The sequence below is a fragment of the Paenibacillus sp. GCM10027628 genome (genome assembly GCF_042676385.1).
Classification (GTDB): Bacteria; Bacillota; Bacilli; order Paenibacillales; family NBRC-103111; genus Paenibacillus_E.
This window is the reverse complement of the sequence record NZ_JBHTHA010000036.1, coordinates 141,904-167,691: the sequence shown is the minus strand read 5'-3', so window position 1 is coordinate 167,691 and position 25,788 is coordinate 141,904. Positions and strand designations below refer to the sequence as shown.

Genomic DNA, 25,788 nt, shown 5'->3' with positions numbered 1-25,788 from the left:
AGAGTCGAAAGGAGGCCGGAGCATGAAAGAAGTGCCGCTCGCTTTTGTAAAGGCTAATCAAACAGGCATTGTGGTTCTAATTATCTTGTCATTTGCGCTGCTTCAGCCCTGGTTGATTGCCCTGTTATGGATGATTCAGATCATAGGCTTGGTGCTCGGCGGGCAGCGGAACCCATTCGTTTGGTTATACAAACAGTTTGCTTCTGTGGGCTATAAGTCAGAAACTCAGGCTGAGGAGTTAACGCGGTTTAATAATGTCCTAGCCGTTATATTTTTAACGCTGTCGCTCTTCTCGTTTGCTCTAGATTGGGTAGCAGTTGGCTATATATTCGCCGGATTCCTGCTGCTGGCTGCTGGAGCGGCCTTGTTAGGCTATTGTATTGGATGCACCATCTATTATCAGTTCAAACAGCATGTGAAGAGACATTGAACCCTTTCTTTTAAATGCTGGCTCCCTCATGAGAGCTTCTTGGGGGAGTTTTTTCAATTCTTTTGATTAACATGGGGCCGTCATTTCTCCTCTCCGAAAATAAGCGAAAACAGCATTGACACCAAATCTTGGTGATGCTAATATTATTTTATAAATAAACCTTAGTAAACTTATCGGAATTATTTATTATCATCCACCGGACCTCCGGAGAAGAACGATAACACGCGTGAAGATGAATCAACTCATTCATTCAATGGAATTTTGTTGAACGCACGGAGAGGTGTTGTTAATCGGATATCGTTCCCTACCGCTGGAAACGATAAGTGGTGGAAATGAATAAGGGGAAAGAACCCGATTCTTGCGAGCTGGAATGAAGCCGCTGTCAGAGTTCATTATAACTTGATGAAAGGAAGTCTGTACCATGGAGCACGCAATCACAATACAAAGCGAAACCGCTGAATTGGCCGCAACGCTGCACTACCCGACGAATCAACCAGGAGCCACTCAAGCGGATTGTCAGCGCTGGCCGCTCATCATCATTTGTCACGGCTTTATCGGAAGCCGGATTGGTGTGGATCGGCTGTTTGTGAAGGCAGCTCGTGAGTTCAGTTCGCAAGGCTATCTTGTCCTCCGCTTTGATTATGGGGGTTGCGGCGAAAGTACTGGAGATTATGGTGCCGGCGGCTTGGATGTGTTGATCGATCAGACGCGGAGCGTCATTGATTACGCGCTGACGATTGACTGTGTCGATTTGAGCAGAGTCGTCTTAGTCGGACACAGCCTTGGAGGCGCTACGGCTTTGTTGACCGCTGCAAAAGATCACCGCGTCAAGACACTGGTCCTTTGGTCCGCAGTTGCTCATCCTCACAATGATATCGTTCGTATCGTTGGTAAAAGCGAGTATGAGAAATTGCCGCTCGGCGGAACCATTGATCATCATAGTTATCAGCTGACAAGCCGATTTTTCAATTCATTATCGCAGCACCAACCTTTTGAGCAGTTACGCAAATTTAATGGCGATGTTCTCGTGATCCACGGGACTGCCGACGAAATCATTCCTGTTGATTATGCGCCTTTGTACCAAAAAATGTTCTGGATGCGCAAAGAAGGTCAATGTGACATCGAGCTTATTTATCAGGCTGATCATACGTATTCAACATCGCAATCGACAAAAGATTTACTGGAGAAAACGGTGAACTGGCTTGCATTTATACAAAAGAGGAAAAAGGAATGGAATGACTGGACGATCTGATTAGAGAGTGGAGGAATCGGTGTGGCGAAGCCATTGGAATTAGATGAAGTATGGATGGAAAGAATCAAACAAATGTTAAACGGGTTGGAATACGGTTCGGTACAAATTGTCGTTCATGACGGGAAAATCGCGCAAATCGATAAAACAGAAAGAAAACGGTTCGATTCTGCATCGTCCCAGTCTTCGTTAGTTGCAGTAAAAGGAACTAAACAATCCAACAAAGCGTAGCTCATGCGTATGTACAAAATGCCCTCCTTCTTCGGAAAGAGGGCTGTTTTCATGGGGAATAAGCAGTATACTTAGATTATCTTAAATGATGCGGGGGGTCCCCAATGCAGAATCAGAGCTTTATTTGGAAAGACTCGAAAGATACCGATGTATTTATATATGAATGGCTGCCGGGGGAGCATAAGCCTATTAAAGCGATTGTCCAAATTGCACATGGGATGTCGGAGACCGCTTCACGCTATGAGCGGCTTGCCGCCATGTTGACGAAGCAAGGCTATGCCGTCTATGCGAACGATCATTTAGGTCATGGCTTAACGGCAGGTTCACCGGATCGGGTGGGCAAATTTGAGAAGGATTGTTTTCATCGGATGGTGGAGAATATGGGGGGGATTACCAATCATATTCGTTCATTATATGAACCGGATCTCCCGCTTTTCGTACTCGGCCATAGTATGGGTTCCTTTTTGACGCAGCACTATATGGTGTCTTACGTGAATGAACATCCGGAACAGGTTCAAGGCATTATTTTATCCGGATCCAACGGCAAACAAGGTATTTCGTTGAATGCCGGGATTGTCTTATCCTCTTTGGAAGCTGCAATCAGGGGCGACCATCACCGAAGTAACCTGATTACGGCACTTTTATTTGGCGCATATAATAAAAAGCTCGCCCCGAATCGGACGCCGTCGGATTGGCTCAGCAGGGATACGGCTGAAGTTGATGCCTACGAAGCCGACCCCTATTGCGGCGTTACATTCACTTCGGTTTACTTCAGAGACTTCTTTAAAGGATTGAAGGAGATTCACCGTCCCGATCATGTAAGTAAACTTCGAAAGGAGTTACCGGTGCTCGTGCTTTCCGGTGACGAGGATCCTGTTGGTGAATATGGCAGAGGGGTACGCAGGCTAGTCGGCATGTATGAGGCATTGGGCCTAAAGGACGTGACCAGTAAGCTGTACCCTGGCGGAAGGCATGAAATGCTGAATGAAGTGAATCGGGATGAAGTGATGCAAGATATCTTGGCATGGCTGGATTCCCAAGTGAATCGAATTTTGACGAAACAGAAATAAAAAGAAGCGGTTCCTAAGTAGAACAACCTACCCAAGGAACAGCTTCTCTTAACGCTTATGAAGCATTCCGCTCTAATTGCACGCGAATACCTTCACGGTCGATCTGTATCCAATACTCCACGATTTTACCCCGTTCTACCCGGTATACCGCGCTGGCAATCTCGATGATCGCTTTGCCTGTCGGGGCGAAGCCGTCCACTTGGCCGACATGTGTACCGGTTTGCTTCCAACGCACATATACCCGATCTTCTTGGGAGATCATTTCTTGAACTTCAAGGGTGAACGTTCCGTAGGCTTCGATCATCTCTCGAACGTGATCGGCATAGTTGCCGGGGGAGCGGTGAACGGTTGTTTCGTTCTCTGCAGTCATTTGGTGCGCCAACACCTGCTCAGCCATGTATTGATGTGCAGCATCAGGCTCCAGCCCGGAACGGACCTTCTCAAAAAAATGACTTACAACTTCATAGGGTAGCAGCATCGCCGGTTCCTCCATAGCTTTTCTTTGTATTTTTAAGTGTACAAGATAAGCATCGGGAAATTCAATAGAAGGTGTAAATAACATCTGCACAATATGCAAACCAGCCTGCTTTCAGATCTTGAAGATCTGAAAGCAGGCTGGTTCGCTTGTATCTATTGCAGCAAACGCCGGAATTCCTCCGTCAGCAGCGGTACGACTTCGAACAGGTCGCCGACAATCCCGTAGTCGGCGACTTTGAAGATCGGCGCCTCCGCATCCTTGTTGATCGCGATGATAACGCGCGAGCTGCTCATCCCCGCCAAATGCTGAATGGCGCCGCTAATGCCGCACGCGATGTAGATTTCCGGCGTCACGACCTTGCCGGTCTGGCCGATTTGCATCGCGTATTCGCAGTAGCCCGCGTCGCAGGCTCCGCGGGAAGCGCCGACAGCGCCGCCAAGGACGGCCGCCAGCTCTTCGAGCGGCTGGAAGCCTTGGGCGCTCTTCACGCCCCGTCCGCCGGAGACGACGATCTTGGCTTCCGCCAAGTCGATGGCGCCGGACGTTTTTTTCACGACCTCCCGGATGATGGATCGGAGGGAGGGAGCGGGATAGTCAACATCGATGACCTCGGCTTGACGCGATGCGTCTGGCTCCAGGGCTGGGATGTTGTTCGGTCTTACCGTGACGACCCAGGTACCGTTCGGGTCGGTAAACGCTTTCTTTTCGACGGCTTTGCCGGCGTAAAGCGGACGCGTGAACAACACGCTGTCGCCGCTGCGCTCGATAGCCGTCACATCCGAGAGCTGGCCGGCTTCCAGCATCGCTGCGACCAGCGGAGCCAGATCCCGGCCTGCCGCGGTGTGGCCGAAGTAGACGGCGCTTGGCTTAACGGTGTCAATGGCCGCAAGCAAAGCGTGAAGATACGCTTCAGAGCTATAGCTCTCCAAAGCGCTGTTTTCAACAACATAGATGCTGCCGGCACCATAGGCCGCAAGTTCGCTGGCAAGAGCTTTGCTTCCGGTGCCGCCAAGCAATACCGCAGCTATTGAATCGCCGGCATCAGCCGACAACTGTGCAGCGCGTAACGATTCAAAGGATACTTGACGAAGCTTGCCGCCGCGAGCTTCTGCAACAACGAGAAATGTTTTTGGCATGGTTATAGCCTCCTATTGTTCGTTTGTGGGGTATCTTATATCACTTTGGATTCGTTGCGTAATGCTTGCACGAGCTCGGTGACTTGCTGAGCGATTTCGCCTTTAAGAATGCGCCCGGCTTTCCGCTCCGGCGGCAAAGTTAGCTCTACGCGTCTTGTCTTTGCAGCGGCTGCTGCCGCGCCTTCGATATCATCTAGGGATAAATGCTGAAACGGTTTTTTCTTTGCTTTCATAATGCCCGGCAGAGAAGGGTAACGAGGCTCATTCAAGCCTTGTTGGGCGGTGAACAGAGCGGGCAGCGGCACCTCAATAACCTCTACGTCACCTTCGGCATCGCGGTGCGCAACTGCTTTGCCATCTGCGAGTTCCAACTTCGTGATGGAAGCGACGTGCGGCAAGCCAAGCAGGGCAGATAGGCGGATGGCCACCTGACCGGCACCGTTATCTACCGAGAAGTTTCCGCCCAGCAGCAAATCTATGGACTGTCCGCGCAGATACGCAGCCAATACTTCAGCGACTTCGAACTCGTCGCCTTGTATGCGTTCATCGGAGATGAGTACGGCTTCGTCCGCGCCCATGGCCAGCGCCGTGCGCAGCGCTTCCGCTGAGCGGTCAGGCCCAACGGAAATGACGGTTACTTTGCCGCCCAAGTCGTCGCGAATTTGAATCGCTTGCTCAACCGCATATTCATCATAAGGGTTGATCACGAATTTAACGCCATCTTCTGCAACAGCTCCGCCTTGCAGTGTAATTTTTTCCTCCGTATCAAACGTTTGCTTCACCAATACAAAAATGTCCATAGCCAAGCTCCTTTCTGAATATACATGATATAAAGGGACTTATGACTCGATGCCTCTCATGAAAAAATCAACCGTACTGCCGACCTGTGCGGTTAGTGAGTACTTTTGTCCGGAAATGAGCCAGGATGTCACGACTTCATCCATACCACCGAATATAAGAAGCCTTACCAGCTTCACATCGATGTCGGCGCGAAAACTGCCGTCCTGCTTTCCTTTTTCAAGTATATTTTCGATGAAGACAATATATCTCTTGACCGCTTGACCGATCTCTTTGCGCAGACCCAGATCGCTCTGGCGAAGCTCGATTTGCGTCACATAGGCGAGTGGGATATTTGCTTCCAATTCCGAGAAATGGATTTCGCAAACTTTTCGGAGCGCTTCTTTGGCAGTCATTTCGTCGGTAATTCCTTGATTGAACTTCACGACAAGCTCGCCTAGCTTTTCTTGAAACAGGCCCGTTAAAATGTCCTCCTTCTTCTTGAAATATAAATAGATGGTTCCATCTGCAACACCGGCTTCTTTGGCGATGCGCGATACTTGGGATTTGTGGTAGCCATGCTCGGCGAACACTTTTAAAGCGCCTTCGAGAATCGCGTAATATTTGTCTGGTTTTTTGCTACTTGTCAAGCGGATCACCTCGGTGTTAGAATACAGTTATCGGTGAATGAATACTCATTCATTTTTCATTCTCATCATAAAATACGCAGATCACCTTGTCAACGACTTATTACTTGATGTAAGGCGGCAGCAAGAAGTCATGAAGCATTTTCGCTAATGGAGTTAAGATCCTGAGAACATGCTTTTTTACGAAAACTCAATGAAAGCGCTTTTATTAATAAAGGTTATGCAATTGAATATGGGGAAACAAATATTTGATCAGGAGGATGATCCCAATGGCCGGTTCACTCATTCAGTTTATTTTGTTCCTTGCGGTTACCGGGTATGCGGTTTATCTGTTCGGAAAAGTCGTATATCACCGCTATTTGTACATCAGGCTTGGCAAGTCAGTGAATTTGAAAAAAGAAGCGAAAGCGCGGTTGAAGGAATTCGCCATTCAGGTGTTCGGCCAGACTAAGCTGCTGAAAGATAAAAAAAGCGGCATTATGCATATTGTTATCTTTTACGGCTTCATTATTTTGCAGCTTGGCGCGCTAGATCTCATTTTAAAAGGATTAATTGGCCAAGGGTTACCAATTCCAGGTTACGACTATTTCACACTTATTCAGGAAGTTACGGTCGCTCTTATCTTGTTAGCGATGGGGTACGCCACATATAGACGCTATATTGAAAAATTGAAAAGGCTGAAACGCGGCTGGAAGCCGAGCATCGTTATTTTCTTCATTTTCTTTCTGATGCTTTCCGTTCTGGTGAGCGGCGGTTTTGAGAGAGTCCGTGAAGGGATGGAGACATCCGCTTTCGCGCCGATCACTTCTTTATTAGCAACAGCGTTTAGCGGAATGTCGCATACGGCTGCAACTGTTGGCTTCTATATAAGTTGGTGGGCTCACTTACTCATCCTTTTATCGTTTTTGATTTATGTTCCGCAGTCAAAGCATTTCCACATTATTACTGCGCCGATCAACATTTTGCTTCGCCGCTCAGAGCCTGTTGGGAAGCTGGCTTCCCTTGATCTGGAAGACGAGAATGCCGAGTCGTTCGGTGTCGGTAAGATTGAAGATTTCACGCAAAAGCAAATGCTCGATTTTTACTCTTGTGTGGAGTGCGGTCGCTGCACCAGTATGTGCCCTGCGAATACGACAGGGAAAATGCTCTCGCCGATGCACCTCATAACGAAGCTGCGCGATCATTTGACAGACAAAGGCGCTGCCATCACGTCGAGATCGCCGTGGGTACCCGCTTTCGCATTCGCCGGACATGGCGGACAAAATCCGTTGGAAGCTGAATTGATTGGCGATGTCATTACGGAAGAAGAGCTATGGGCCTGCACGACGTGCCGCAATTGTGAGGATCAATGTCCGGTCGGTAACGAGCACGTCGATAAAATTATCGATCTGCGCAGGCATCTCGTTTTAACGCAAGGCAGCATGCCGCATGACGGCCAGCGCGCTTTGCAGAACATCGAAAGACAAAGCAATCCATGGGGCATCAGCCGCAACGACCGCGTGAAATGGGTCAAAGAAGTTGATCCGGAAGATGAATTAAAGGTGCGTACGGTGAAAGAAAACCCCGATTTCGAATACCTGCTTTTTGTCGGTTCGATGGGTTCTTACGATAACCGCAGCCGCAAAATTACGCGTGCCTTCGTAAGATTGATGAACGAAGCCGGCATCTCGTTTGCCATTCTGGGCAACGAGGAGAAAAATTCCGGCGACACCCCGCGTCGAATGGGGAACGAATTCTTATTCCAGCAGCTGTGTGCGGACAATATTGCGACTTTCCAAAAGTACAACGTGAAGAAAATCGTAACGGCATGCCCGCACACATACCATACATTTAAAAACGAATACCCGGAATTCGGACTGGATGCAGAAGTATTCCATCACACCGAGCTGCTCGATCGATGGGTGAGGGAAGGGCGATTGAATCCGCAGCACGAAGTTCGTGAGCGCATTACTTACCACGATTCCTGCTACCTTGGGCGTTACAACGAAGTGTATGAAGAGCCACGCAACGTGCTTCGATCCATACCGGGCGTCGAACTGGTTGAACAAGCGCGCTCCCGCGAGAACAGCATGTGCTGCGGTGCTGGCGGCGGCATGATGTGGATGGAAGAAACGGCAGGAACGCGCGTCAATGTGGCGCGCACCGAGCAGCTTTTAACCGTGAACCCGACTATCATCAGCTCGGCTTGCCCTTATTGCTTAACGATGGTGGAAGACGGCACCAAGTTGAAGGAGGTTGAAGAGCAGGTCAAAGCGCGTGATATCGCTGAAATTCTTGAATTGTCGGTGTTTGGTACTACGAAAAACTCATAGTTAATGCTTTCGAAGCCAGTTTTTCTAGCGAAAAACTCAGCAATTTCTTACGAAGTAAGTTTTCTTACGAAAACTCTAAGGAGGCAATCCCAAAATGACAACAATCCATACAGCGGCCGTCATCGGCTCCGGAGTGATGGGCTCCGGTATTGCTGCCCATTTAGCGAATGTAGGCATCCCTGTTCTGCTTCTAGATATGGCACCTAATCAATTGCTGCCGCAAGAGGAAGCAGCCGGGCTTACGCTGGAGCATCCGAAGGTTCGTAATCGCTTCGCCGTGAATGCAATCGAAAAGTTGAAAAAGACGAACCCAGCTCCGCTTTACAGCGAATCCTTTGCCGAACGGATTACTCCGGGCAATCTCGAAGACCACTTGGATAAACTTGGCGGCGTGGATTGGATCATTGAAGTAGTCGTTGAGAATTTGCAGATAAAACAGCAGTTGCTCAGCCGCATTGAAACGGTATGGAAGCATGGGACGATTGTAACCTCCAATACGTCGGGTATTTCGATCAACGCCATGGTCCAGAATGCGGGCATCGAATTTAAAAAGCATTTCTTGGGTACTCATTTCTTTAATCCGCCTCGATATATGAAATTACTGGAGGTGATTCCAGGGGAGCAAACAGACCCTGCCATCGTTGCCTTCATGACCGATTTTTGCGAGAAGAAGCTTGGCAAAGGGGTCGTTCAGGCTAAGGACACCCCGAACTTTATCGCCAATCGCATCGGCACTTACGGGCTGCTCGTAACGCTTCGCGAGATGCTCGCTAACGCGTATACCGTCGAAGAAGTGGACGCAGTTACAGGCCCGGCGATGGGCCGTCCGAAGAGCGCGACATTCCGTACGCTCGATTTGGTAGGTCTCGATACGTTCGTCCACGTAGCCAATAATGTGTTCGAACTCCTCTCCGAGCCTGTAGAGAAAGAGGTTTTCAATACGCCTGCGATTCTGCGGACCATGGTAGAAAAAGGCTGGATCGGAGAGAAGCAAGGTCAGGGCTTTTACAAGAAGATTAAAACCGAAGCAGGTAAAGAGATTCAAGCACTCGACCTGAAAACGATGGCATATACGACAAGTCGCAAAATTAGTTCGTCTTCGCTCGAAGCATCCAAGCAAGCGAAGGGGACGCCTGCGAAGCTGAAGGCACTGCTTGGCGCGAAAGATCGTTATTCCGATCTGGCGTGGAACATTTTAAAACCGGTTCTTATTTATTCCGCCGAAAAATTAGGCGAAATCGCCGATTCAGTTGTTGAAATCGATAATGCGCTAAAATGGGGCTTCAACTGGGACCTCGGGCCATTCGAAACGTGGGATGCCATTGGCTTAAAGCGCTCTGTGGAACGTATGGAAGCGGAGGGCAGCACTGTCCCTTTATGGGTGAAAGAGTGGATTGCTGCAGGCAACGAAAGTTTCTATCAACAACGTGAAGGATGTACCTTCTATTATTTGAAAAATGAATACAGCGGTCTGGAATCGAGACCCGAACTTATTTCCTTGCAGGCATTAAAACAGCAGAACAAAGTCATTCGCTCCAATAGCGGTGCGAGCCTGATCGATATCGGCGACGGCGTTGCCTGTCTCGAATTCCATTCGCCGAACAATGCGATTGGCGCCGATATTTTGACAATGATTGGGCAAAGTGTGGATGAAGTCCGCAGCAACTACCGTGGCCTCGTCGTCGCGAACGAAGGCAAAAATTTCTGTGTAGGGGCAAATGTCATGTTATTGCTCATGGAAGCGCAGGACGGTGAGTGGGATGAAGTCGACGGCATCATCCGTTTGTTCCAGAATTCGATGATGAAGCTGAAAGGACTCGACAAACCGGTAGTAGCAGCTCCGCATCGGATGACGTTGGGCGGCGGTGTAGAGGCTTGTATGCCGGCCGATCAAATTATTTATTCATCGGAAACGTATTTCGGCCTTGTTGAAGTTGGCGTTGGTTTGATCCCTGCAGGTGGCGGGTGTAAAGAATTGGCACGTCGCGCCAGTCAGCACATTGCGGATCCTGAAGTAGATCTTCAACCGTTTATCAATTCTGTGTTTGAAACGATCGCGATGGCGAAAGTGTCCACCAGTGGCCACGATACGAAGCGGCTGGGCTATATGCGCGCGCAAGATACAGTTGTGATCAATTCGGATCATCGGATTTATGAAGCCAAGCAAGCTGTGCTGCGTATGGAGCAAGCGGGTTACGAGCCGCAGCCGCAAGAAAAGTTCCGTGTCGTTGGCGAGAACGGCAAAGCTGTGATGCAAATTGCCGCCTATACGATGCGCCAAGGCGGTTTTATCAGCGACCACGATCAGTTGATCGCCAATAAATTGGCGCATGTGCTTGCTGGCGGAAACGTGCCTGCCGGCACGCTGGTCACTGAACAATATATGCTCGATTTGGAACGTGAAGCGTTCCTCAGCCTTTGCGGCGAGCCGAAAACGCAGCAGCGCATGCAGTATATGCTCTCCAAAGGGAAAGCGCTTCGCAATTAACCCACCACCACTATTATGAATAATGAGGTGAAACCGATGAAGGAAGCAGTCATTGTATCCATTACGCGTACGGCGGTCGGTCGCGCGAAGAAAGGCAGCTTCGCCCAGACGCGGGCGGAGGATCTCGGTAAAGCGGTGCTGGAGGAGGCGATTCGTCGTGCTCCAGGATTGAATAAAGAGGATGTCGAGGACATCATCATCGGATGCGCGATGCCCGAAGGCGAGCAAGGGCTGAACTTCGCCCGCACAATGTCGCTTTATGCGGGCTTTCCTGTGACCGTGCCGGCGATCACGGTCAACCGCTTCTGCTCCTCCGGGCTGCAAGCCATCGCTTATGCGGCGGAGCGCATAATGCTGGGTCACGCGGAGGTGATCGTCGCCGGAGGCGTAGAGAGCATGAGCCACGTCCCGATGACGGGCTTCAAGCTCTCGCCGCACCCTGGCATCGTGGCTGACATGCCCGAAGTGTACATGGGCATGGGGCATACGGCCGAAGAGGTCGCCAGGCGCTTCGGCATCTCGCGCGAAGACCAGGACCGCTTCGCGACGCGCAGCCATCAGAAGGCGGCTGCAGCGATTGCGGCCGGCAAGTTCAAAGATGAGATCGTGCCGGTGGCTACGAGCGTGAAAGGTATCGACGAACGCGGCAAGGCGTTCGAGAAGAAGTACACGTTCGACACGGATGAGGGCGTTCGCCCGGATACGTCCGTGGAAGGGCTCGCCAAGCTGAAGCCTTCGTTCAGCTTGAACGGCACGGTGACGGCGGGCAACGCGTCACAGACGTCCGACGGCGCAGCTGCTGCGGTGCTGATGAGCCGTGAGCGCGCTGAGTCGCTGGGGCTGAAGCCGCTGGCGACGTTCCGTTCTTTCGCCCTTTCCGGCGTGGAACCGGAAATTATGGGGGTGGGGCCGGTGAAGGCGATTCCGAAGGCGCTGCATATGGCGGGGATCACGCAAGACCAAGTGAACCTCTATGAAATCAACGAAGCATTTGCCTCGCAATGCGTGCATATCATCCGCGAGCTCGGCTTAGATGAGGAACTGGTTAACGTAAACGGGGGCGCGATTGCGCTCGGCCATCCGCTCGGCTGTACGGGTGCGAAGCTGACGGCGAGCCTGATCCATGAGCTTCAGCGCAGAGGCGGCGGTTACGGCGTCGTATCCATGTGCATTGGCGGCGGGATGGGCGCCGCAGGCGTCTTCGAAGTCCATGCTTAACGGACTAGGAGTTGCTAATAAATCTCCGGCGGGTAAACTGATCTAAAAATAACTGGAAAACCTCCCATTAATTTGTCCGGTTCAATCCGTTTTGTTCATTTACATGGAATTCCTCCAGCTAAAAACTCCAGGTTAGAGAGTTTTTGGTAAAAACAGCCCTGTTAACGGGAGAATTTCCTGCTAATTTGCTCATTGCCCTATATACATCGAAATTAACGGTAGGTTTTCCTTCAAAAATATACTAAATTCAAACAGGGAGAGATGAAAATGGAAAACAAAGTAATCGGCGGAAGTTTCGTCATTTCGGATACGGATTTTCACAGCATCGTAACGCCTGAGGATTTTACGGAAGAGACCCGCATGATCGGGGAAACGACCCGCGAATTTGTTAATGGCGAAGTGCTGCCGAATGATGAGCATCTGGAAAAGCTGGACTATGATCTTACGGTGAAGCTTATGCGCAGCGCCGGCGAGCTCGGTTTGCTCGGAGCGGACGTGCCGGAGATCTATGGCGGTCTCGGTTTGGATAAGGTGAGTTCTACGGTCATTAGCGAAAACCTCGCGAGAGCCTCTTCCTTCGCGCTTTCGATCGGTGCCCATGTGGGTATCGGCACATTGCCGATCGTGTTTTTCGGCACACCGGAGCAGAAGAAAAAATATTTGCCTGACCTCGCAACCGGCACGAAAATTGCCGCTTACTGCTTAACTGAGCCGACTTCGGGCTCCGATGCGCTCGGCGCCAAAACAACGGCCCGTCTATCCGACGACGGCAAGCATTATATTCTTAACGGTTCCAAACTTTACATTACGAATGCCGGATTCGCCGATATTTTCATCGTTTATGCGAAAATCAACGGTACCGACTTTACCGCTTTTATCGTCGAAAAAGGTCTGCCCGGCTTTACATTAGGCCCGGAAGAGAAGAAAATGGGCATTAAAGGCTCCTCGACGCGACCGCTCTTTTTTGAAGATGTCCGCGTTCCGGTGGAAAACTTGCTCGGCGAAATGGGCAAAGGCCATTTGATCGCCTTTAACATCCTTAACATCGGTCGCTTCAAATTGGCTACAGGTTGTGTCGGTGCCGCAAAAGAGACGATTGAATTATCGAGTAAATATGCGAATACGCGTCAGCAGTTCAACACGCCGATCTCCAAGTTCCCGCTAATCGGCAAGAAGCTGGCTGAAATGAATATTCAAACTTACGTCATGGAGAGCATGGTGTACAGAACGAGCGGATTGTTTGACAGCATTTTAAAGGATATTGATCATACGAGTTTGGATGCCGGCAAGCATTCCGCCAAAGGCATTTCCGAGTATGCTTTGGAATGCTCAATCAACAAGGTTTTCGCTTCCGAGGTATTGGATCATGTGGCAGACGAGGGCGTACAAATCCACGGGGGCTACGGCTTTATTCAAGAATATAAAGTGGAGCGCATTTACCGGGATTCGCGGATTAACCGCATTTTCGAAGGTACGAATGAAATTAACCGTCTGCTCATCCCTGGGACGCTAGTGAAGAAGGCTATGAAAGGCGAGCTTCCTTTGCTGCAAAAAGCGCAGGCGCTGCAAGGCGAGCTTCTTTCCCTCGTACCAGGCCAAACATTCGAAGGTACGCTTGCCGAAGAGACTCATCTCGTCTCCATGGCGAAAAAGATCTTCCTAATGGCCGGCGGGCTCGCGGTCCAGAAATATGGCATGGCACTGGAGAAAAATCAAGAAGTGCTCAGCAACCTCGCTGATATGATGATCCAAATTTTCGCTGCGGAGAGCGGACTCCTTCGCACATGGAAACAGATAGAAAAAGCAGGGGAAGAAAAGGCGAAAAACGCCATTCAAATGACAACCGTCTTCGTTCACGAAGCTTTTGACAAAATCGAAGCATATGCCAAGGAAGCGCTTAGTACGATGGAAGAAGGGGATGTGCTTCGTACGCAGCTTTCGATTTTGAAGAAGCTGACCCGACGCAGCAGCGTCAATACGGTTGGATTGAAACGCGACATTGCCGCCCGTGTTATTCAAGGCGAGAAATACATCGTATAGTCACTAACTTCAAGAACCTGAAAGGGATGGTTTTGTATGAGTTCCGCAAAGCCTTGGCTGCGCCATTATCCAGATGAAGTAGCTCCGACTTACGAGTACCCGAAGCATAATCTTGCCCGCTTGTTGGTTCATACGGCGAAGAAATTTCCAGATCGGCCTGCTCTTCATTTTATGGGCAAAACGCTGCGTTACAAAGAATTGCTGGAAGCCTCGTACCGTTTCGCTAATGGTTTAAAGGGAATGGGTATCGGCCCGGGAGAGCGCGTTGCGGTTATGCTGCCGAACTGTCCTTCGGCGGTCATTGCCTACTTCGGTACGTTAATGATGGGAGGGATCGTCGTCCAGACGAGTCCGCTTTATATGGAACGGGAGCTGGTTCACCAGCTCTCCGATTCCGGGGCGACGGTTATCGTCACACTGGATTTGCTGTTTGATCGTGTTCGTAAGGCTCAAAATAAAACGCCAGTAAAACATATTATCGTAACGTCAATTAAGGACTATTTGCCCTTTCCCAAGAATCTGTTATATCCGATTAAAATGAAAAAAGACGGCGCCAAGCTGGACGTCGTTTATGGCGATGGTGTCAGCCATTTCAAAAAGTTTCTTCGCGGATCGTCGGCATCCCCGATCTGTGTGGACGTAGATGCTGAAAATGACCTTGCGCTCCTGCAATACACAGGAGGGACGACCGGCATATCCAAAGGCGTTATGCTGACGCATTATAATATGGTGGCCAATACGTATCAAACAAGCAATTGGTGTTACAAAGTGCGATTAGGCGAAGAACGCTTCTTAGGCGCTCTGCCATGTTTTCATGTCTTCGGCCTGACGGTATTGCTGAATCAGGCGATGTTTCGGGCGGGAATGCTGATTCTTATCCCGAAATTTGACATCGATTTGATTCTGAATACGATTAATGATTTGAAACCGACGATATTCCCGGGCGCGCCCACCATGTATGTGGCTTTAATCAACCATAAGCGAATTAAGGATTATGATATTTCTTCCATCAACATTTGTGTAAGCGGTTCAGCGCCGCTTCCGCTTGAGGTGCAGGAACGCTTTGAGGAATTGACAGGCGGAAGATTAATAGAAGGGTACGGTTTGACGGAGTCTTCTCCCGTTACTCATGCCAATCCGATCTGGGGCTTCCGCAAAATCGGTACGATCGGCATCCCGTTTCCGGATACGGAAGCGAAAGTGGTCCATTCGGGCAGCGGGGAGGAATTGCCGGTCGGTGAAATTGGGGAACTTATTATAAGAGGCCCCCAGGTCATGCAAGGTTACTGGAACCGCGAACGTGAGACGTCGTTAACGCTCAGGGACGGTTGGCTGTACACCGGGGATATGGCACGGATGGATGAAGATGGCTTCTTTGCCATTGTGGATCGCAAAAAGGATTTGATTATTGCCGGAGGCTACAACATTTATCCTCGGGAAATCGAAGAAATTTTGTATGAGCATCCAGCCATCCAAGAAGCGGCGGTCGTGGGAATTCCAGACCAGTATCGCGGGGAGACAGTGAAAGCATTTGTCGTCCTGAAATCGGGCATGTTATTGACGGAACAGGAATTAGAACTTTGGTGCCGTGAACGGCTTGCTGCTTATAAAGTACCTCGCAGAGTCGAGTTTAGGGATTCGCTGCCAAAGACGATGGTCGGGAAGGTGCTGCGCAGACAACTGCTGGAGGAAGAGCACAAACAATCTTCTTAAGTGGCAGCCCAATCGGAGATTCGTCCCTGAACCAGAGAGATAGAGAGAGGAGGAGACCCTGTGAATGTATCAAAAACGGAAGTAGAGCAGAGGCTGCAGCGTTTGGCTGCATCGGCAGAGCACACATTCTGGGGCTTCCTGGGCTGTGAATTCGTCAGCATGGAGGCGGGTGTGGTTACGGTCGCTCTGGATGCCAAGCCACATCACTTAAACCTCATCGGGATCGTGCATGGAGGTGTGCTGTCTTCACTGTTGGACAATGCCATGGGGATTGTGATCATGACCGCCAGGCCCGAGGAGAAAGTGGTGACAACGAACCTGAATGTCCATTTCGTATCTCCGCTTAAAGAAGGAAAGCTTTTCGTCACTGCGGAAATCGTCCATCAATCCCGCAAAATGATTACAACTCAAGGTCGAGTGACCGATAGCGAGGGCAATCTCGGGACAATCGGTACAGGTACGTTTCGGGTGATCTAGTTGGCTCTTCTATGTACAAAGAGGCGTGCACGGTGCATGCCTCTTTGTGTTGAAATGAAATTTATATGTTACATTAACTAACATAAAGATGGATTTGTTCAAGAAATTTTCATTAAATAATCGTAAATGTCATGTTTTCTAACATAAAATCATTGACTGTTTGGAAACCTCATCCTATAATCGTAAAAAAGGCATGAGGGGGAATACGTAATGCATCTTACGATCCGTGAGGCTTTAACCATATATCCTTTAACTGAAGCGAAATTGGTCGCCGGCAAACAAGGAGAAACGCGTATCGTCAAATCGGTGAATGTGATGGACGCTCCCGATATCGCGGATTGGACGAAATCCGGGGAAATGCTTTTTACAACAGCTTTTGCTATGAAAGACAGCCCTCAGGAAACCGTTAATTTGCTGCGTAAATTAAATGAGCGCGGAGCTGCCGGGCTGGGCATTAAATTGGGGAGGTTCTGGACGGAACTGCCGCAGATTGTTGTTGAAGAAGCCGATCGGCTTCATTTTCCCATTATCGAGATGCCGTTCCAATTCACGTTTTCTGATCAAATGAATGCACTTTTTAACGCGGAATATCGCCGCAACACACAATTGCTGCAAAGCGTGCTGGAGAAGCAGAAAAAGCTGATGCAGTTCGGCTTGAAACAGGACGACATCGTCGCGATGTTTCAATTAATCAGTGGCATTATCGGATACCCGATGGCGATCTTGGATGCCAAAGGGCAAATTCTTTATAATACAAGCGCGTGGTCAAACGATCAGCTGCAACAGAACTGGCCGTGGAAGCGTCGAGCGGGCTGGGTTCACGCTGGTAAAGACCGTGCTTACCGCGTAGCGTTAGTTCAGCAGGATGATGAACAGCTTGGCAGCCTGCTGGTCATGCCGGACGCCGTACTGCTTGCCAATGTGGAGGAAGGGTTGTTCCAACAGGCGGCTGACATCCTTGCTTTCCATATGGGATTCACATTCCGTTCTCATATTGAGGCATCGGCGCTTCGCGATCTGCAAAACAATCTTCTTCGTTATTTGGAGAAAGGAGCGCCGCTAGAGGAATTCATGGAGCTGGCACAAACGCGCGGCATGAACCTTTTTACTGGTGCTTATCAGTGTGTCCTTGCCAAAATCAAGCGCGACAGCGACTGTTCATCTATCGAAGAATCGCCTGTCGGGAAACTCAAAGAGTTGAAGCAGTATATGGAGTCTCATCCCAAGTCGACGAATCTGCGGGCCAATCATTTTGTGTTGAAGGATCAGCTGCTGTCCATCTATACGGCAATTCAAACCGAGGGATTTCCGGAGGAAGAACTGTCCCAACTTCTGGCGAAGTACGCTGGAGATGCGGCTTGTTTGGAAGAAACGGGGGAAGTAGCCTTTTATGTGAGTCCGGTGAAATCGAAGCCCATTGCGCTTAAAGAAGCATATTTGGAATGTGTGGAGACACAACGGCTGGCAAGCCGATTAGGTTTGCCGGATCGCGTGCTTCATTTCGAAACGATCGAGTTCGCCCATCTGTTCCAGCATGTTTCTTCCGATGTCATGGAGGATTACTGCACCAAAATTTTGCGGCCGCTTCTTGAGAAAGATGCCGAATACTCACAAGAGATGATTCGCACATTAGAGGTTTTCATCCGCAATGACGGTCAAGTCAGCGAGGCGGCCAAGCAATTATTCATTCACCGCAATACAGTCACTTATCGCTTAGAGAAAATCAGTGACCTGCTGCAGGTTGATTTCAAGAAAGTGAACGACCTGTTAAAGTTGAAAGCTGTGTTCTTATTCCGTCAATTTTTACATGTCCGACAATAATAATTGAACCCCTGAAGGCCATTGTTGAGGCGCTCAGGGGTTCCTTGTTTTCAGCGTAATGACCGCAATTTCAGGTCTGCATAAAAAACGTAACGGGAAGATTGTTGTCCCGATCCCGCGTGTTGTATAGATTTGCAGGTCGGAGCCCGCAACAGTATGCAGACCACTGACATATTTATTGCCGAGAGGCGGCGTTACAACGGCACCGAGCAGCGGCAAGCGAATCTGTCCGCCGTGGCTATGCCCGGATAATTGCAAATCGATCGATTCATTTGCAGCGATATCTGCGAAATTCGGACAATGAGATAGAAGTAAGGTGAAAACTTGCTTGTATGTCCCATGGAGGGCTTTAGCCAGATTCGGGTTGCCCGTCAGCATATCTTCGACGCCGACAACTTGGATCGCTTGTCCTCCGCTGCGAATCATTCGGTAATCGTTGAACAAGGTTTTGAAACCGCCGTTTTCAAGAATGGCAGCCGTTTCGAGGTTACCTGCGAGCCGATCATGGTTGCCAAGAACGGACCATTTGCCGAGCGGCGCTTCCATGGTCGCTAGCAAGCTGCTTGTTCTTTTAGGATCTTCTGAGATTTCGGTATCAAACAAGTCTCCGGTAAAACATATCAGATCGGGCTTCTCTTGGCGAACGAGATTGACGACCGTCTCCAGATGCTTTAATTCAAAATGATGTCCCATATGGATATCGCTAATATGTGCGATTGTAATCCCGCTTAAGGCAATTGGCAGACGTCTTAAGGGTATCGTCACTCTTGTCAGGTCGTACCATCGCGGCTCCAGGAAAGCTGAATAACCGCCGAAAAGGCTGCCTGTTGCAATCAGTGAGGTTGCCAGACGCAATCCTTTTTTGAGAAAGGCACGTCTGGTGATCGGTGGTGATGGCTGCATACCATATGTGCCTCCTTTGCTGCTGGATACTCTTACCTTTTTCCATTATAACAGCAAGAAAATAGGTTGCGCGAATTGTGCATATCCTCATTTGCATAAGCGCGTCTATTAATTTATAATAATTCTCATTAAGATGGGAAGGGAGATATTCGCATGTCGGCTTGGAAAGAGTTAACGACACTTGAAGAATGGCAGCAAGTCCTGGATCGCTCGTCGGAGAAACCGGCAGTCGTGCTGAAGCACAGCACAACATGCCCTGTAAGTGCGAGCGCTATGGAAGAGTATGAGGAGTACTTGGCAGGAAAGCCGAATGGCGATGTCGACTATTACATGGTGAAAGTCATTGAATCTCGCCCGGTTTCCAATCAAATCGCAGAAGACCTTGGGATTAAGCACGCTTCCCCGCAAATTCTTTATTTTAAAGATAAAGAATCGATTTGGAATACTTCGCATTGGTCAGTAACAACCAAACATATAAGTGCTGTATTGGATTAAACAAACAGAAGCCCTTAGAAGCAGCTCGCATGCTGAGCGTATTTCTAAGGGCTTTTATTCATATACGGCATTTTTGGAGCAGAGGCACACAAACTTCCGGAGGAAGAGGCTTGCTGAACAAATAGCCTTGCATTTCATTGCATCCAAGTTTCGGCAATACATTTCTCTGCAGCTCCGTTTCTACACCCTCGACAATGACGCTTAGATTCAAGTTTTGGGCAAGCCCGACGATTGAAGTGATAATCGCGGATTCGGTATTGTTGGAAATATTGGTAATAAACGAACGGTCAATTTTAATCCGATGAATCGGAAATTTGCTTAAATAGCTTAGCGAAGAGAATCCGGTTCCGAAATCGTCTATCGATATCTGGATGCCTAATGCAACTAATTTATGCAGCTGTGCAACGACGAAATCCGCATTATGCATGGCTATGCTTTCAGTAATTTCCAGTTCCAAGGAAGCAGGGGGCAGACCTGTTTTTTGCAGGGTATGCGCAACGGTTTCTACCAAGTTGTCCTGCCTCAGTTGGATTTGTGAAAGATTGACCGCGATTCGCAGGTTGGAAAACCCATCATTATGCCATTCTTTGCATTGTCTGCAAGCGATGTCGAGTACTTGAGAGCCGATAGGCACAATGAGACCCGTTTCTTCAGCAATGGCAATGAAATCTCCCGGGTACAACAGACCGCGTACCGGATGGTCCCAACGGACCAGCGCTTCCATACCGATAATTTTATTCGTTTGCACATCAATCTGTGGTTGATAATGGACGACAAATTCGTTCTGGTCTAGCGCTTTATGCAGTTCACTTTCCAACTGTTGTCGGCGGATCGCTTCTTCGTTCATTGCCTTGGAATAAACCTTTATATGGTTCTTGCCGTGCTCTTTAACCTTATAGAGAGCCGTATCTGCATGATGCATCAGCATCTCGGCATGGTGACCATGATCAGGATAGAAAGCAACACCGATACTAGCCGTTAGATAGAAATCTTGATCCTGCAAGTGGAACGGTTGTCTAAGCTCATGTAAAATCCGCTCGGCAATCGGCTGAACGTCCTCGAACGTCGGGACGAAAGGTAAGCATATAGTGAACTCGTCACCACCCATGCGGCCGACTGTATCTGGTTCTCGCGTGCTTCGTTTGAGCCGGATTGCGACTTCTTTTAAAACTTGATCGCCGACGCCGTGGCCAAGCGAATCATTGATGAATTTGAACCCATCCAGGTCTAAATACAGGATCGCGATCTTCGACCGCTTCTCATCCGCCTCATTCATATGCATCATCACTTTACGCTCAAAGAGCCGGCGATTCGGCAAATCCGTCAATGCGTCATAGTACGCCATATATTGAATGAGATCCTCAGCTTGTTTGCGTTCCGTAATGTTTTTGGCGATGACGTAAACACCGTTAATGGTACCTTCATAAGAAATGGGGATGAGCGTCAGATTCAGCTCCACTCGGGTACCGTTTTTGTGTATGATGGCGATTTCAAAGTTTTGCGCTCGCCCGCGCAGTGTACGCTCGAAACGTTGTTTTAAACGATCTAGGTGCTCAGGCAAACATAAAGAGATCAGTGAGAACTGACTAAGCTCGTCTCTGGTATATCCGCTCAATTTATGGGTAGCCGGATTCATCCCCGTAAGATGACCGTTCATATCCATGGAAATGACGGCGTCCGGGTTATTGTCGAATAAAGACTGAAGTTGTTGTCTGCTCTCCGTCAGTTTCCGTTCCACTTCTTTGTTGGCCTCTTCAGGGCTCAATACAATACACGCATAACCCGTTATGATGCCTTCTTGATCACGAATAGGCGTGTAAGTCTCGTTCACAACACGTACTGATTGGTCTTTACATCTTCTACGATGTTCTGTCGCATGAAAATTCCAATGATTAGCGGATAGAAGCTCATTGAACGTCTCCCGATCCGCGTCAGCAACTGTGGGCAAAGGATAGCCGAGGAGCTCCGTGGCGCTCCAGCCAAAGGTGCGGCTAAACTTCTCATTGCTATATTGAACGCGGTTGTCGAGATCGCAAACAACGAAAGCTACTTCGGCATGCCCCGTTAATACCCCAACAACCTCTTGCGTATAATGAAGATCCTGCTCAAGCTTATTCATTCGTTCCATGCTGAAAGATGACGTCAATGTTGCAACCTCCGATAACAAAACACTGATTCTGTTTTCATTATATATGAAAATGTGGGAGGTATGCATAAATTTTAATATAAAATTTGACAATTAGATCGCGAATTCGACAAAATCTGTGAATCTTTGAACATGGTTTGAAAATAGTTGGCAAAGACCGGTTCCTCCTATATACTAATACGGCAACGACTACCAGTTTATCCAAGGAGTTTTCAGCATGAATGCAATGAACAAAACAAGAATCCCCGTTTCTATGTTTCTATTTATCGGAATAATAGCCATCTCATTTTCTTCAATCTTTATCAAATGGTCATCAGCGCCTGTTTCCGTTATTGCCATGTATAGATTGTTCATGACGAATGTGCTCATGCTGCCATTTTTATGGCGTTATGGACATGAAATCTCGCAAATCCGCTTAAAAGAGTGGTTGCGGACCCTAGCCTCCGGCGTTGGGCTTGGCCTTCATTTCTTATTTTGGATGGATTCGCTCAATTTCACTACTGTGGCGAGTTCAACAGCGATTTTAACCTTAGAACCCATCTTTGTTCTGCTAGGCGCGTTCCTTTTGTACCGGCAGCACACAAGCCGCACGGCATTGATTTCCATGGTGATTGCCATTATTGGAGCTATCTGCATTGGGTGGGGAGATTTCCGTTTTTCAGGCGCTGCTTTGAAAGGGGATCTGTTGTCACTGCTTGGTACAGTGGCCGTAGCGATGCATATGCTTTTGGGCAAAAGTATCCGGGAGCACGTATCCGCATTTGTTTACAGCTTTTTTGTCTTTTTGTTCGCGGGCGGCGTTCTTGCCGTTTATAATATGGCCGCAGGCGCTTCATTTACAGCTTACCCGGTGAAAGAATGGGGCATATTTTTCCTGTTGGCGATTGTGCCTACTGTATTCGGTCACTACGTATTCAATTGGCTGCTGAAGTATATGAAAGCGACTTCGATCTCGATGACAGTTCTGGGTGAGCCGCTCGGCGCTTCTCTTTTGGCGTACGTGTTGTTAGGCGAAACGATTACCGTGATGCAGCTCTTGGCAGGTTGCTTACTCCTCGTTGGGGTCGGCATGTTTTTAAGAAGCAATGAGGTGGCCTAGATTTTTTTTGCGATTTTATTGATCAAAGGTTAATTATTTCATTCTCATGATCATTTTATTGGAGGTGCAGTGTGAGGTTTCGGGATTTTCATCGCAACGTTAAAATTCGTATCGGCTTATCTTTTTTATCGGGAACCGCCAACAATATGGTTCTTCCGTTCATGTCTATTTATTTCTCCGGAAAGTTGGGGGATACCAGTGCTGGTCTAGTCGTTATTCTGGGAATTATCGCTGGCTTGATGGCAGGCATCATAGGAGGCTATTATGCGGATCGGATTGGCCGTAAAAAGCTCATGCTAGCCGCTGAAGTCGGCTGGATGCTGTCCTTCTTGGGGATGGCGCTTTCCAACTCCCCTTGGTTTGAATCGCCGGGCATTACTTTTGTACTCATGATTTTGGTTAGTATGTTCTGGGGAATCCATGGGCCTGCTAATGATGCGATGCTGCTTGATGTAACGGCACCGGGAGTGCGCAAATTTATGTATGCGATCTCATATTGGATGAACAATTTGTCCTTCGCCATTGCCGGCTTGGCAGGTGCGTTCTTATTCAAATCCTACTTGTTCGAGCTGTTTATCGGCTTATCCGTCATAGGGTTGATCTCATTGATGATCACTTATTTCTTCATTGAAGAGGTTTACAAGCCGGTGGCAAGTCAAGCAATCAGCGGCAGCCGGACAAAAGCGAACTCCATGTGGTCAAACTATAAAACCGTACTGAAAGACTCCACGTTTATGATTTTCACGGCCGCTTCGCTACTGCTTGTATCCGTCGAATTTCATTTGGGGAATTATGTCGGTGTCCGTATGGAAAAAGAAATGGTGAATGTCCCATTTCTCATATGGGGACAGGAGACTTTTCAAATTGACGGGCTGAAAATGCTCGGTTTTATTCGAACTGAAAATACCGTTCTCGTTGTCGTGCTTTCGGTCATCATGGGCGTCATCATGCGAAGATTTTCCGACAGCAAAGTGCTGTTTATCGGATATGCCTGCTACATACTTGGTTACAGCTATTTGGCCTATAGCAATCAGCCATGGCTGCTTATTCTAGCGATGTTTATAGCGACAGTTGGAGAGTTGATGTACGTGCCGATCAAACAAGCGTATTTAGGCGATCTTGCACCGGATCACGCTAGAAGCTCTTATATGGCTTTAAATGGAATGGTGTACAAAGGAGCTATGCTGTTAGGCGGCGGAGGCGTTATTCTTGGAGGTTATTTGTCCTCATGGATGATGGCATCGCTTATTGCATTGTGCGGCTTCGTCGGCATGATTATGTTCTATTCCATATTGGCGAGGCTTGAAGCGCGAAGAGCAGGCACCCAGGTATTTCATAACGCTTCGACAAATGTAACGGCTTAACTATCGATCAAAAAAAGACCTTTCTACAGCGATGTAGATCGGTCTTTTTTGTAGTTTTAGCGACTTATTTTACTTTTGCGGCAAACTCGGCTTTTATTTGTTGAAGCAGCTCTGGGTTGGCCAATACATCGTAAGCTGTATATGCCAATGCCTTAGCTGCAAAGATCATACTGTCCAGCGCTCGATCCTGCATGGCCAAATCGCGGAATTCTTTCGTGTGCAGCAGGTGTTTCTCGTCAACGACCTTGATATATGGGTGAATTGTCGGACATTGGATCGATACATTGCCCAGATCCAGGGAACCGTGATCTTTGCCGACTTCGATCTCTTCGGGTTGAACGCCCATATCAAATAGATTGTTAGTAAATACGGATGACAAAGTTTCATTGGTCCGCAGCTCATCATACGAGAACTCATAGTTCGACGTCTTGAGCGTGCAGCCGGTTTGGAGCGCAGCGCCTTCTGCACACCGCAGCACCTTCTGGACAAGTTCATTCGTATAAGTTCGGGTAGCGGAACGGATATAGAATTGTGCCACTGCATAATCCGGGATAATGTTAGGCGCCTTGCCGCCTTCGCTGATGATGCCGTGGATGCGTGCATCGGACTTTACCTGCTGGCGCAGCGCATTAATGGAATTAAACAGTTGAAGAACGGCGTCTAACGCGTTCACGCCTTCATAGGGTTGAGCGGCGGCGTGCGCGGAACGTCCTAAAAACTCGTACTGGATGGCGTCCATCGCCAGTGATTCGCCTGATTTCTCGAAAGTGTAGTAAGGATGCGCCATCAAGGCGATATCTACATCCTTAAACAGTCCGGCAGCTGCCATAGGCACTTTGGCGCCACTTGTTTCTTCAGCGGGTGTGCCATAGACGCGGATCGTCCCGCCGGTTTCGGCGATGACCGACTTCAGGCCGACGGCTGCGCCGATGCTCATCATGCAGATGAGGTGGTGGCCGCAGGCATGGCCTAGATCCGCCAAGGCGTCGTATTCGGCCAAGAAGGCGATGATCGGCCCCGGCTTTCCGGAATCGAAAGTTGCCAGAAAGGAGGTTGGAATATCCAAGATTCCGCGTTCAACATGGAATCCTTGGCTCTCCAGCTCTTCGGTTAAACGAGCGGATGCAAGGAATTCTTCATGACCCAATTCGGGGTTAGCTCCGATGAAGCTGGAAATCGCTTTGAATCTCTCGGCATGGAGATCAATCGTTTGTGCAATCGTAGATTTCATAGAGGATGCTCCTTTTATTGATCAGTACTTAACCTCATTGTAGTATAAAGGAAGGTGAACTACCACTTTTCTGGGCACTGAGGTACAATAAATGAACATATCCGAGATGATGAAGGAGAGAATGGCGATGATGAAATATGGCGCAGAACCCGTAGAGCACCGGTTTACGTTATCTTTCAAGGAAATGGAACCAAGAGGGCAGTGGCAGGATATTTACCTTGGCATTCATATGGAGAATGGGGAATCTTTCCCCGAGGACCTGCTTGCTCCGTCGGTTCTCGTTATTTGCAACCAAGAAGGAGACATTGTGCAGATCGTCTTACAAGATGAAGGCTGTGATTGCGAATACCAATTTACTTTGACGGAAAAGGCGCAGATCGAAAGCTTTGTCCAACCGATTGTGGCTTAGAAAAACTTCGCAATGCCTCCCGCAGGGACATGCCCAAAATGGGCGCATGCGCAT

General features: G+C 48.8%; 22 protein-coding genes. 15 read left to right on the top strand and 7 right to left on the bottom strand.

Annotation, left to right across the window (positions count from 1 at the left end; all coding sequences use genetic code 11):
* Positions 1 to 22: 22 nt before the first annotated feature.
* The 4 genes from ACFQZT_RS23660 (at position 23) to ACFQZT_RS23645 (ending at position 2,980) form a co-directional block, all read left to right on the top strand.
* On the top strand, positions 23 to 430 hold the full coding sequence (locus tag ACFQZT_RS23660) for a DUF4395 domain-containing protein (protein ID WP_379303770.1): 408 nt from the start codon (positions 23 to 25) through the stop codon (positions 428 to 430).
* Between the two features lie 421 nt (positions 431 to 851).
* Positions 852 to 1,682 carry an alpha/beta hydrolase family protein gene (locus tag ACFQZT_RS23655; protein ID WP_379303768.1) on the top strand — a complete coding sequence of 277 codons (831 nt, stop codon included), beginning with the start codon at positions 852 to 854 and terminating at the stop codon, positions 1,680 to 1,682.
* A gap of 21 nt (positions 1,683 to 1,703) precedes the next feature.
* Positions 1,704 to 1,910, top strand: coding sequence for a YezD family protein (locus ACFQZT_RS23650; RefSeq protein WP_379303765.1), 207 nt, complete (start codon positions 1,704 to 1,706; stop codon positions 1,908 to 1,910).
* Positions 1,911 to 2,014: 104 nt separating this feature from the next.
* Positions 2,015 to 2,980, top strand: a complete 966-nt coding sequence (locus ACFQZT_RS23645) for an alpha/beta hydrolase (RefSeq protein WP_379303763.1) — start codon at positions 2,015 to 2,017, stop codon at positions 2,978 to 2,980.
* Between the two features lie 55 nt (positions 2,981 to 3,035).
* Here ACFQZT_RS23645 and ACFQZT_RS23640 read toward each other — a convergent pair whose 3' ends face one another.
* The 4 genes from ACFQZT_RS23640 to ACFQZT_RS23625 all read right to left on the bottom strand — a co-directional run bounded on the left by ACFQZT_RS23640 (position 3,036) and on the right by ACFQZT_RS23625 (position 6,021).
* Positions 3,036 to 3,458, bottom strand: coding sequence for an ester cyclase (locus ACFQZT_RS23640; protein ID WP_379303761.1), 423 nt, complete (start codon positions 3,456 to 3,458; stop codon positions 3,036 to 3,038).
* 152 nt (positions 3,459 to 3,610) lie between these two features.
* On the bottom strand, positions 3,611 to 4,594 hold the full coding sequence (locus tag ACFQZT_RS23635; protein ID WP_379303759.1) for an electron transfer flavoprotein subunit alpha/FixB family protein: 984 nt from the start codon (positions 4,592 to 4,594) through the stop codon (positions 3,611 to 3,613).
* Between the two features lie 35 nt (positions 4,595 to 4,629).
* A complete protein-coding gene (locus tag ACFQZT_RS23630; RefSeq protein ID WP_379303757.1) occupies positions 4,630 to 5,394 on the bottom strand; it encodes an electron transfer flavoprotein subunit beta/FixA family protein in 765 nt (254 codons plus the stop codon).
* 39 nt (positions 5,395 to 5,433) lie between these two features.
* On the bottom strand, positions 5,434 to 6,021 hold the full coding sequence (locus ACFQZT_RS23625; protein WP_379303755.1) for a fatty acid metabolism transcriptional regulator FadR: 588 nt from the start codon (positions 6,019 to 6,021) through the stop codon (positions 5,434 to 5,436).
* Positions 6,022 to 6,287: 266 nt separating this feature from the next.
* Here ACFQZT_RS23625 and ACFQZT_RS23620 point away from each other — a divergent pair, with 266 nt between their 5' ends.
* From ACFQZT_RS23620 to ACFQZT_RS23590, 7 genes are all read left to right on the top strand, one after another.
* Positions 6,288 to 8,330 carry a (Fe-S)-binding protein gene (locus ACFQZT_RS23620; RefSeq protein WP_379303753.1) on the top strand — a complete coding sequence of 681 codons (2,043 nt, stop codon included), beginning with the start codon at positions 6,288 to 6,290 and terminating at the stop codon, positions 8,328 to 8,330.
* 94 nt (positions 8,331 to 8,424) lie between these two features.
* The gene (locus ACFQZT_RS23615; RefSeq protein WP_379303751.1) at positions 8,425 to 10,818 is read left to right on the top strand and encodes a 3-hydroxyacyl-CoA dehydrogenase/enoyl-CoA hydratase family protein; all 2,394 of its coding nucleotides are present in this window, start codon (positions 8,425 to 8,427) and stop codon (positions 10,816 to 10,818) included.
* 36 nt (positions 10,819 to 10,854) lie between these two features.
* Positions 10,855 to 12,036 (top strand): acetyl-CoA C-acyltransferase, encoded by a 1,182-nt coding sequence (locus ACFQZT_RS23610; protein ID WP_379303749.1) that lies wholly within the window; start codon positions 10,855 to 10,857, stop codon positions 12,034 to 12,036.
* A 267-nt stretch (positions 12,037 to 12,303) separates the two neighbouring features.
* Positions 12,304 to 14,076: an acyl-CoA dehydrogenase family protein gene (locus ACFQZT_RS23605; RefSeq protein ID WP_379303747.1), complete on the top strand. Its 1,773-nt coding sequence runs from the start codon at positions 12,304 to 12,306 to the stop codon at positions 14,074 to 14,076.
* Positions 14,077 to 14,112: 36 nt separating this feature from the next.
* Positions 14,113 to 15,789, top strand: a complete 1,677-nt coding sequence (locus tag ACFQZT_RS23600; RefSeq protein ID WP_379303745.1) for a long-chain-fatty-acid--CoA ligase — start codon at positions 14,113 to 14,115, stop codon at positions 15,787 to 15,789.
* A 60-nt stretch (positions 15,790 to 15,849) separates the two neighbouring features.
* The gene (locus ACFQZT_RS23595; RefSeq protein WP_379303743.1) at positions 15,850 to 16,266 is read left to right on the top strand and encodes a PaaI family thioesterase; all 417 of its coding nucleotides are present in this window, start codon (positions 15,850 to 15,852) and stop codon (positions 16,264 to 16,266) included.
* Between the two features lie 210 nt (positions 16,267 to 16,476).
* Positions 16,477 to 18,087 carry a PucR family transcriptional regulator gene (locus tag ACFQZT_RS23590; RefSeq protein ID WP_379303741.1) on the top strand — a complete coding sequence of 537 codons (1,611 nt, stop codon included), beginning with the start codon at positions 16,477 to 16,479 and terminating at the stop codon, positions 18,085 to 18,087.
* Positions 18,088 to 18,120: 33 nt separating this feature from the next.
* Here ACFQZT_RS23590 and ACFQZT_RS23585 read toward each other — a convergent pair whose 3' ends face one another.
* Entirely contained in the window at positions 18,121 to 18,990 is an 870-nt protein-coding gene (locus ACFQZT_RS23585) for a metallophosphoesterase (RefSeq protein WP_379303739.1), read from the bottom strand.
* A 153-nt stretch (positions 18,991 to 19,143) separates the two neighbouring features.
* Here ACFQZT_RS23585 and ytxJ point away from each other — a divergent pair, with 153 nt between their 5' ends.
* Positions 19,144 to 19,485, top strand: a complete 342-nt coding sequence (gene ytxJ / locus ACFQZT_RS23580) for a bacillithiol system redox-active protein YtxJ (protein ID WP_379303737.1) — start codon at positions 19,144 to 19,146, stop codon at positions 19,483 to 19,485.
* Positions 19,486 to 19,543: 58 nt separating this feature from the next.
* Here the strand turns inward: ytxJ and ACFQZT_RS23575 are convergent, their stop codons facing one another.
* Positions 19,544 to 21,631 (bottom strand): sensor domain-containing protein, encoded by a 2,088-nt coding sequence (locus ACFQZT_RS23575; protein WP_379303735.1) that lies wholly within the window; start codon positions 21,629 to 21,631, stop codon positions 19,544 to 19,546.
* Between the two features lie 217 nt (positions 21,632 to 21,848).
* On the opposite strand from ACFQZT_RS23575, the gene ACFQZT_RS23570 reads away from it, so the two are divergent.
* Positions 21,849 to 22,730, top strand: coding sequence for a DMT family transporter (locus ACFQZT_RS23570; RefSeq protein WP_379303733.1), 882 nt, complete (start codon positions 21,849 to 21,851; stop codon positions 22,728 to 22,730).
* 71 nt (positions 22,731 to 22,801) lie between these two features.
* Positions 22,802 to 24,094, top strand: a complete 1,293-nt coding sequence (locus tag ACFQZT_RS23565) for an MFS transporter (protein WP_379303731.1) — start codon at positions 22,802 to 22,804, stop codon at positions 24,092 to 24,094.
* 64 nt (positions 24,095 to 24,158) lie between these two features.
* On the opposite strand, the gene ACFQZT_RS23560 is transcribed toward ACFQZT_RS23565, so the two are convergent.
* The gene (locus ACFQZT_RS23560; RefSeq protein ID WP_379303729.1) at positions 24,159 to 25,325 is read right to left on the bottom strand and encodes a M20 family metallopeptidase; all 1,167 of its coding nucleotides are present in this window, start codon (positions 25,323 to 25,325) and stop codon (positions 24,159 to 24,161) included.
* A gap of 91 nt (positions 25,326 to 25,416) precedes the next feature.
* Here ACFQZT_RS23560 and ACFQZT_RS23555 point away from each other — a divergent pair, with 91 nt between their 5' ends.
* A complete protein-coding gene (locus ACFQZT_RS23555; RefSeq protein WP_379303727.1) occupies positions 25,417 to 25,734 on the top strand; it encodes a hypothetical protein in 318 nt (105 codons plus the stop codon).
* The last annotated feature ends 54 nt before the right edge of the window (positions 25,735 to 25,788 follow it).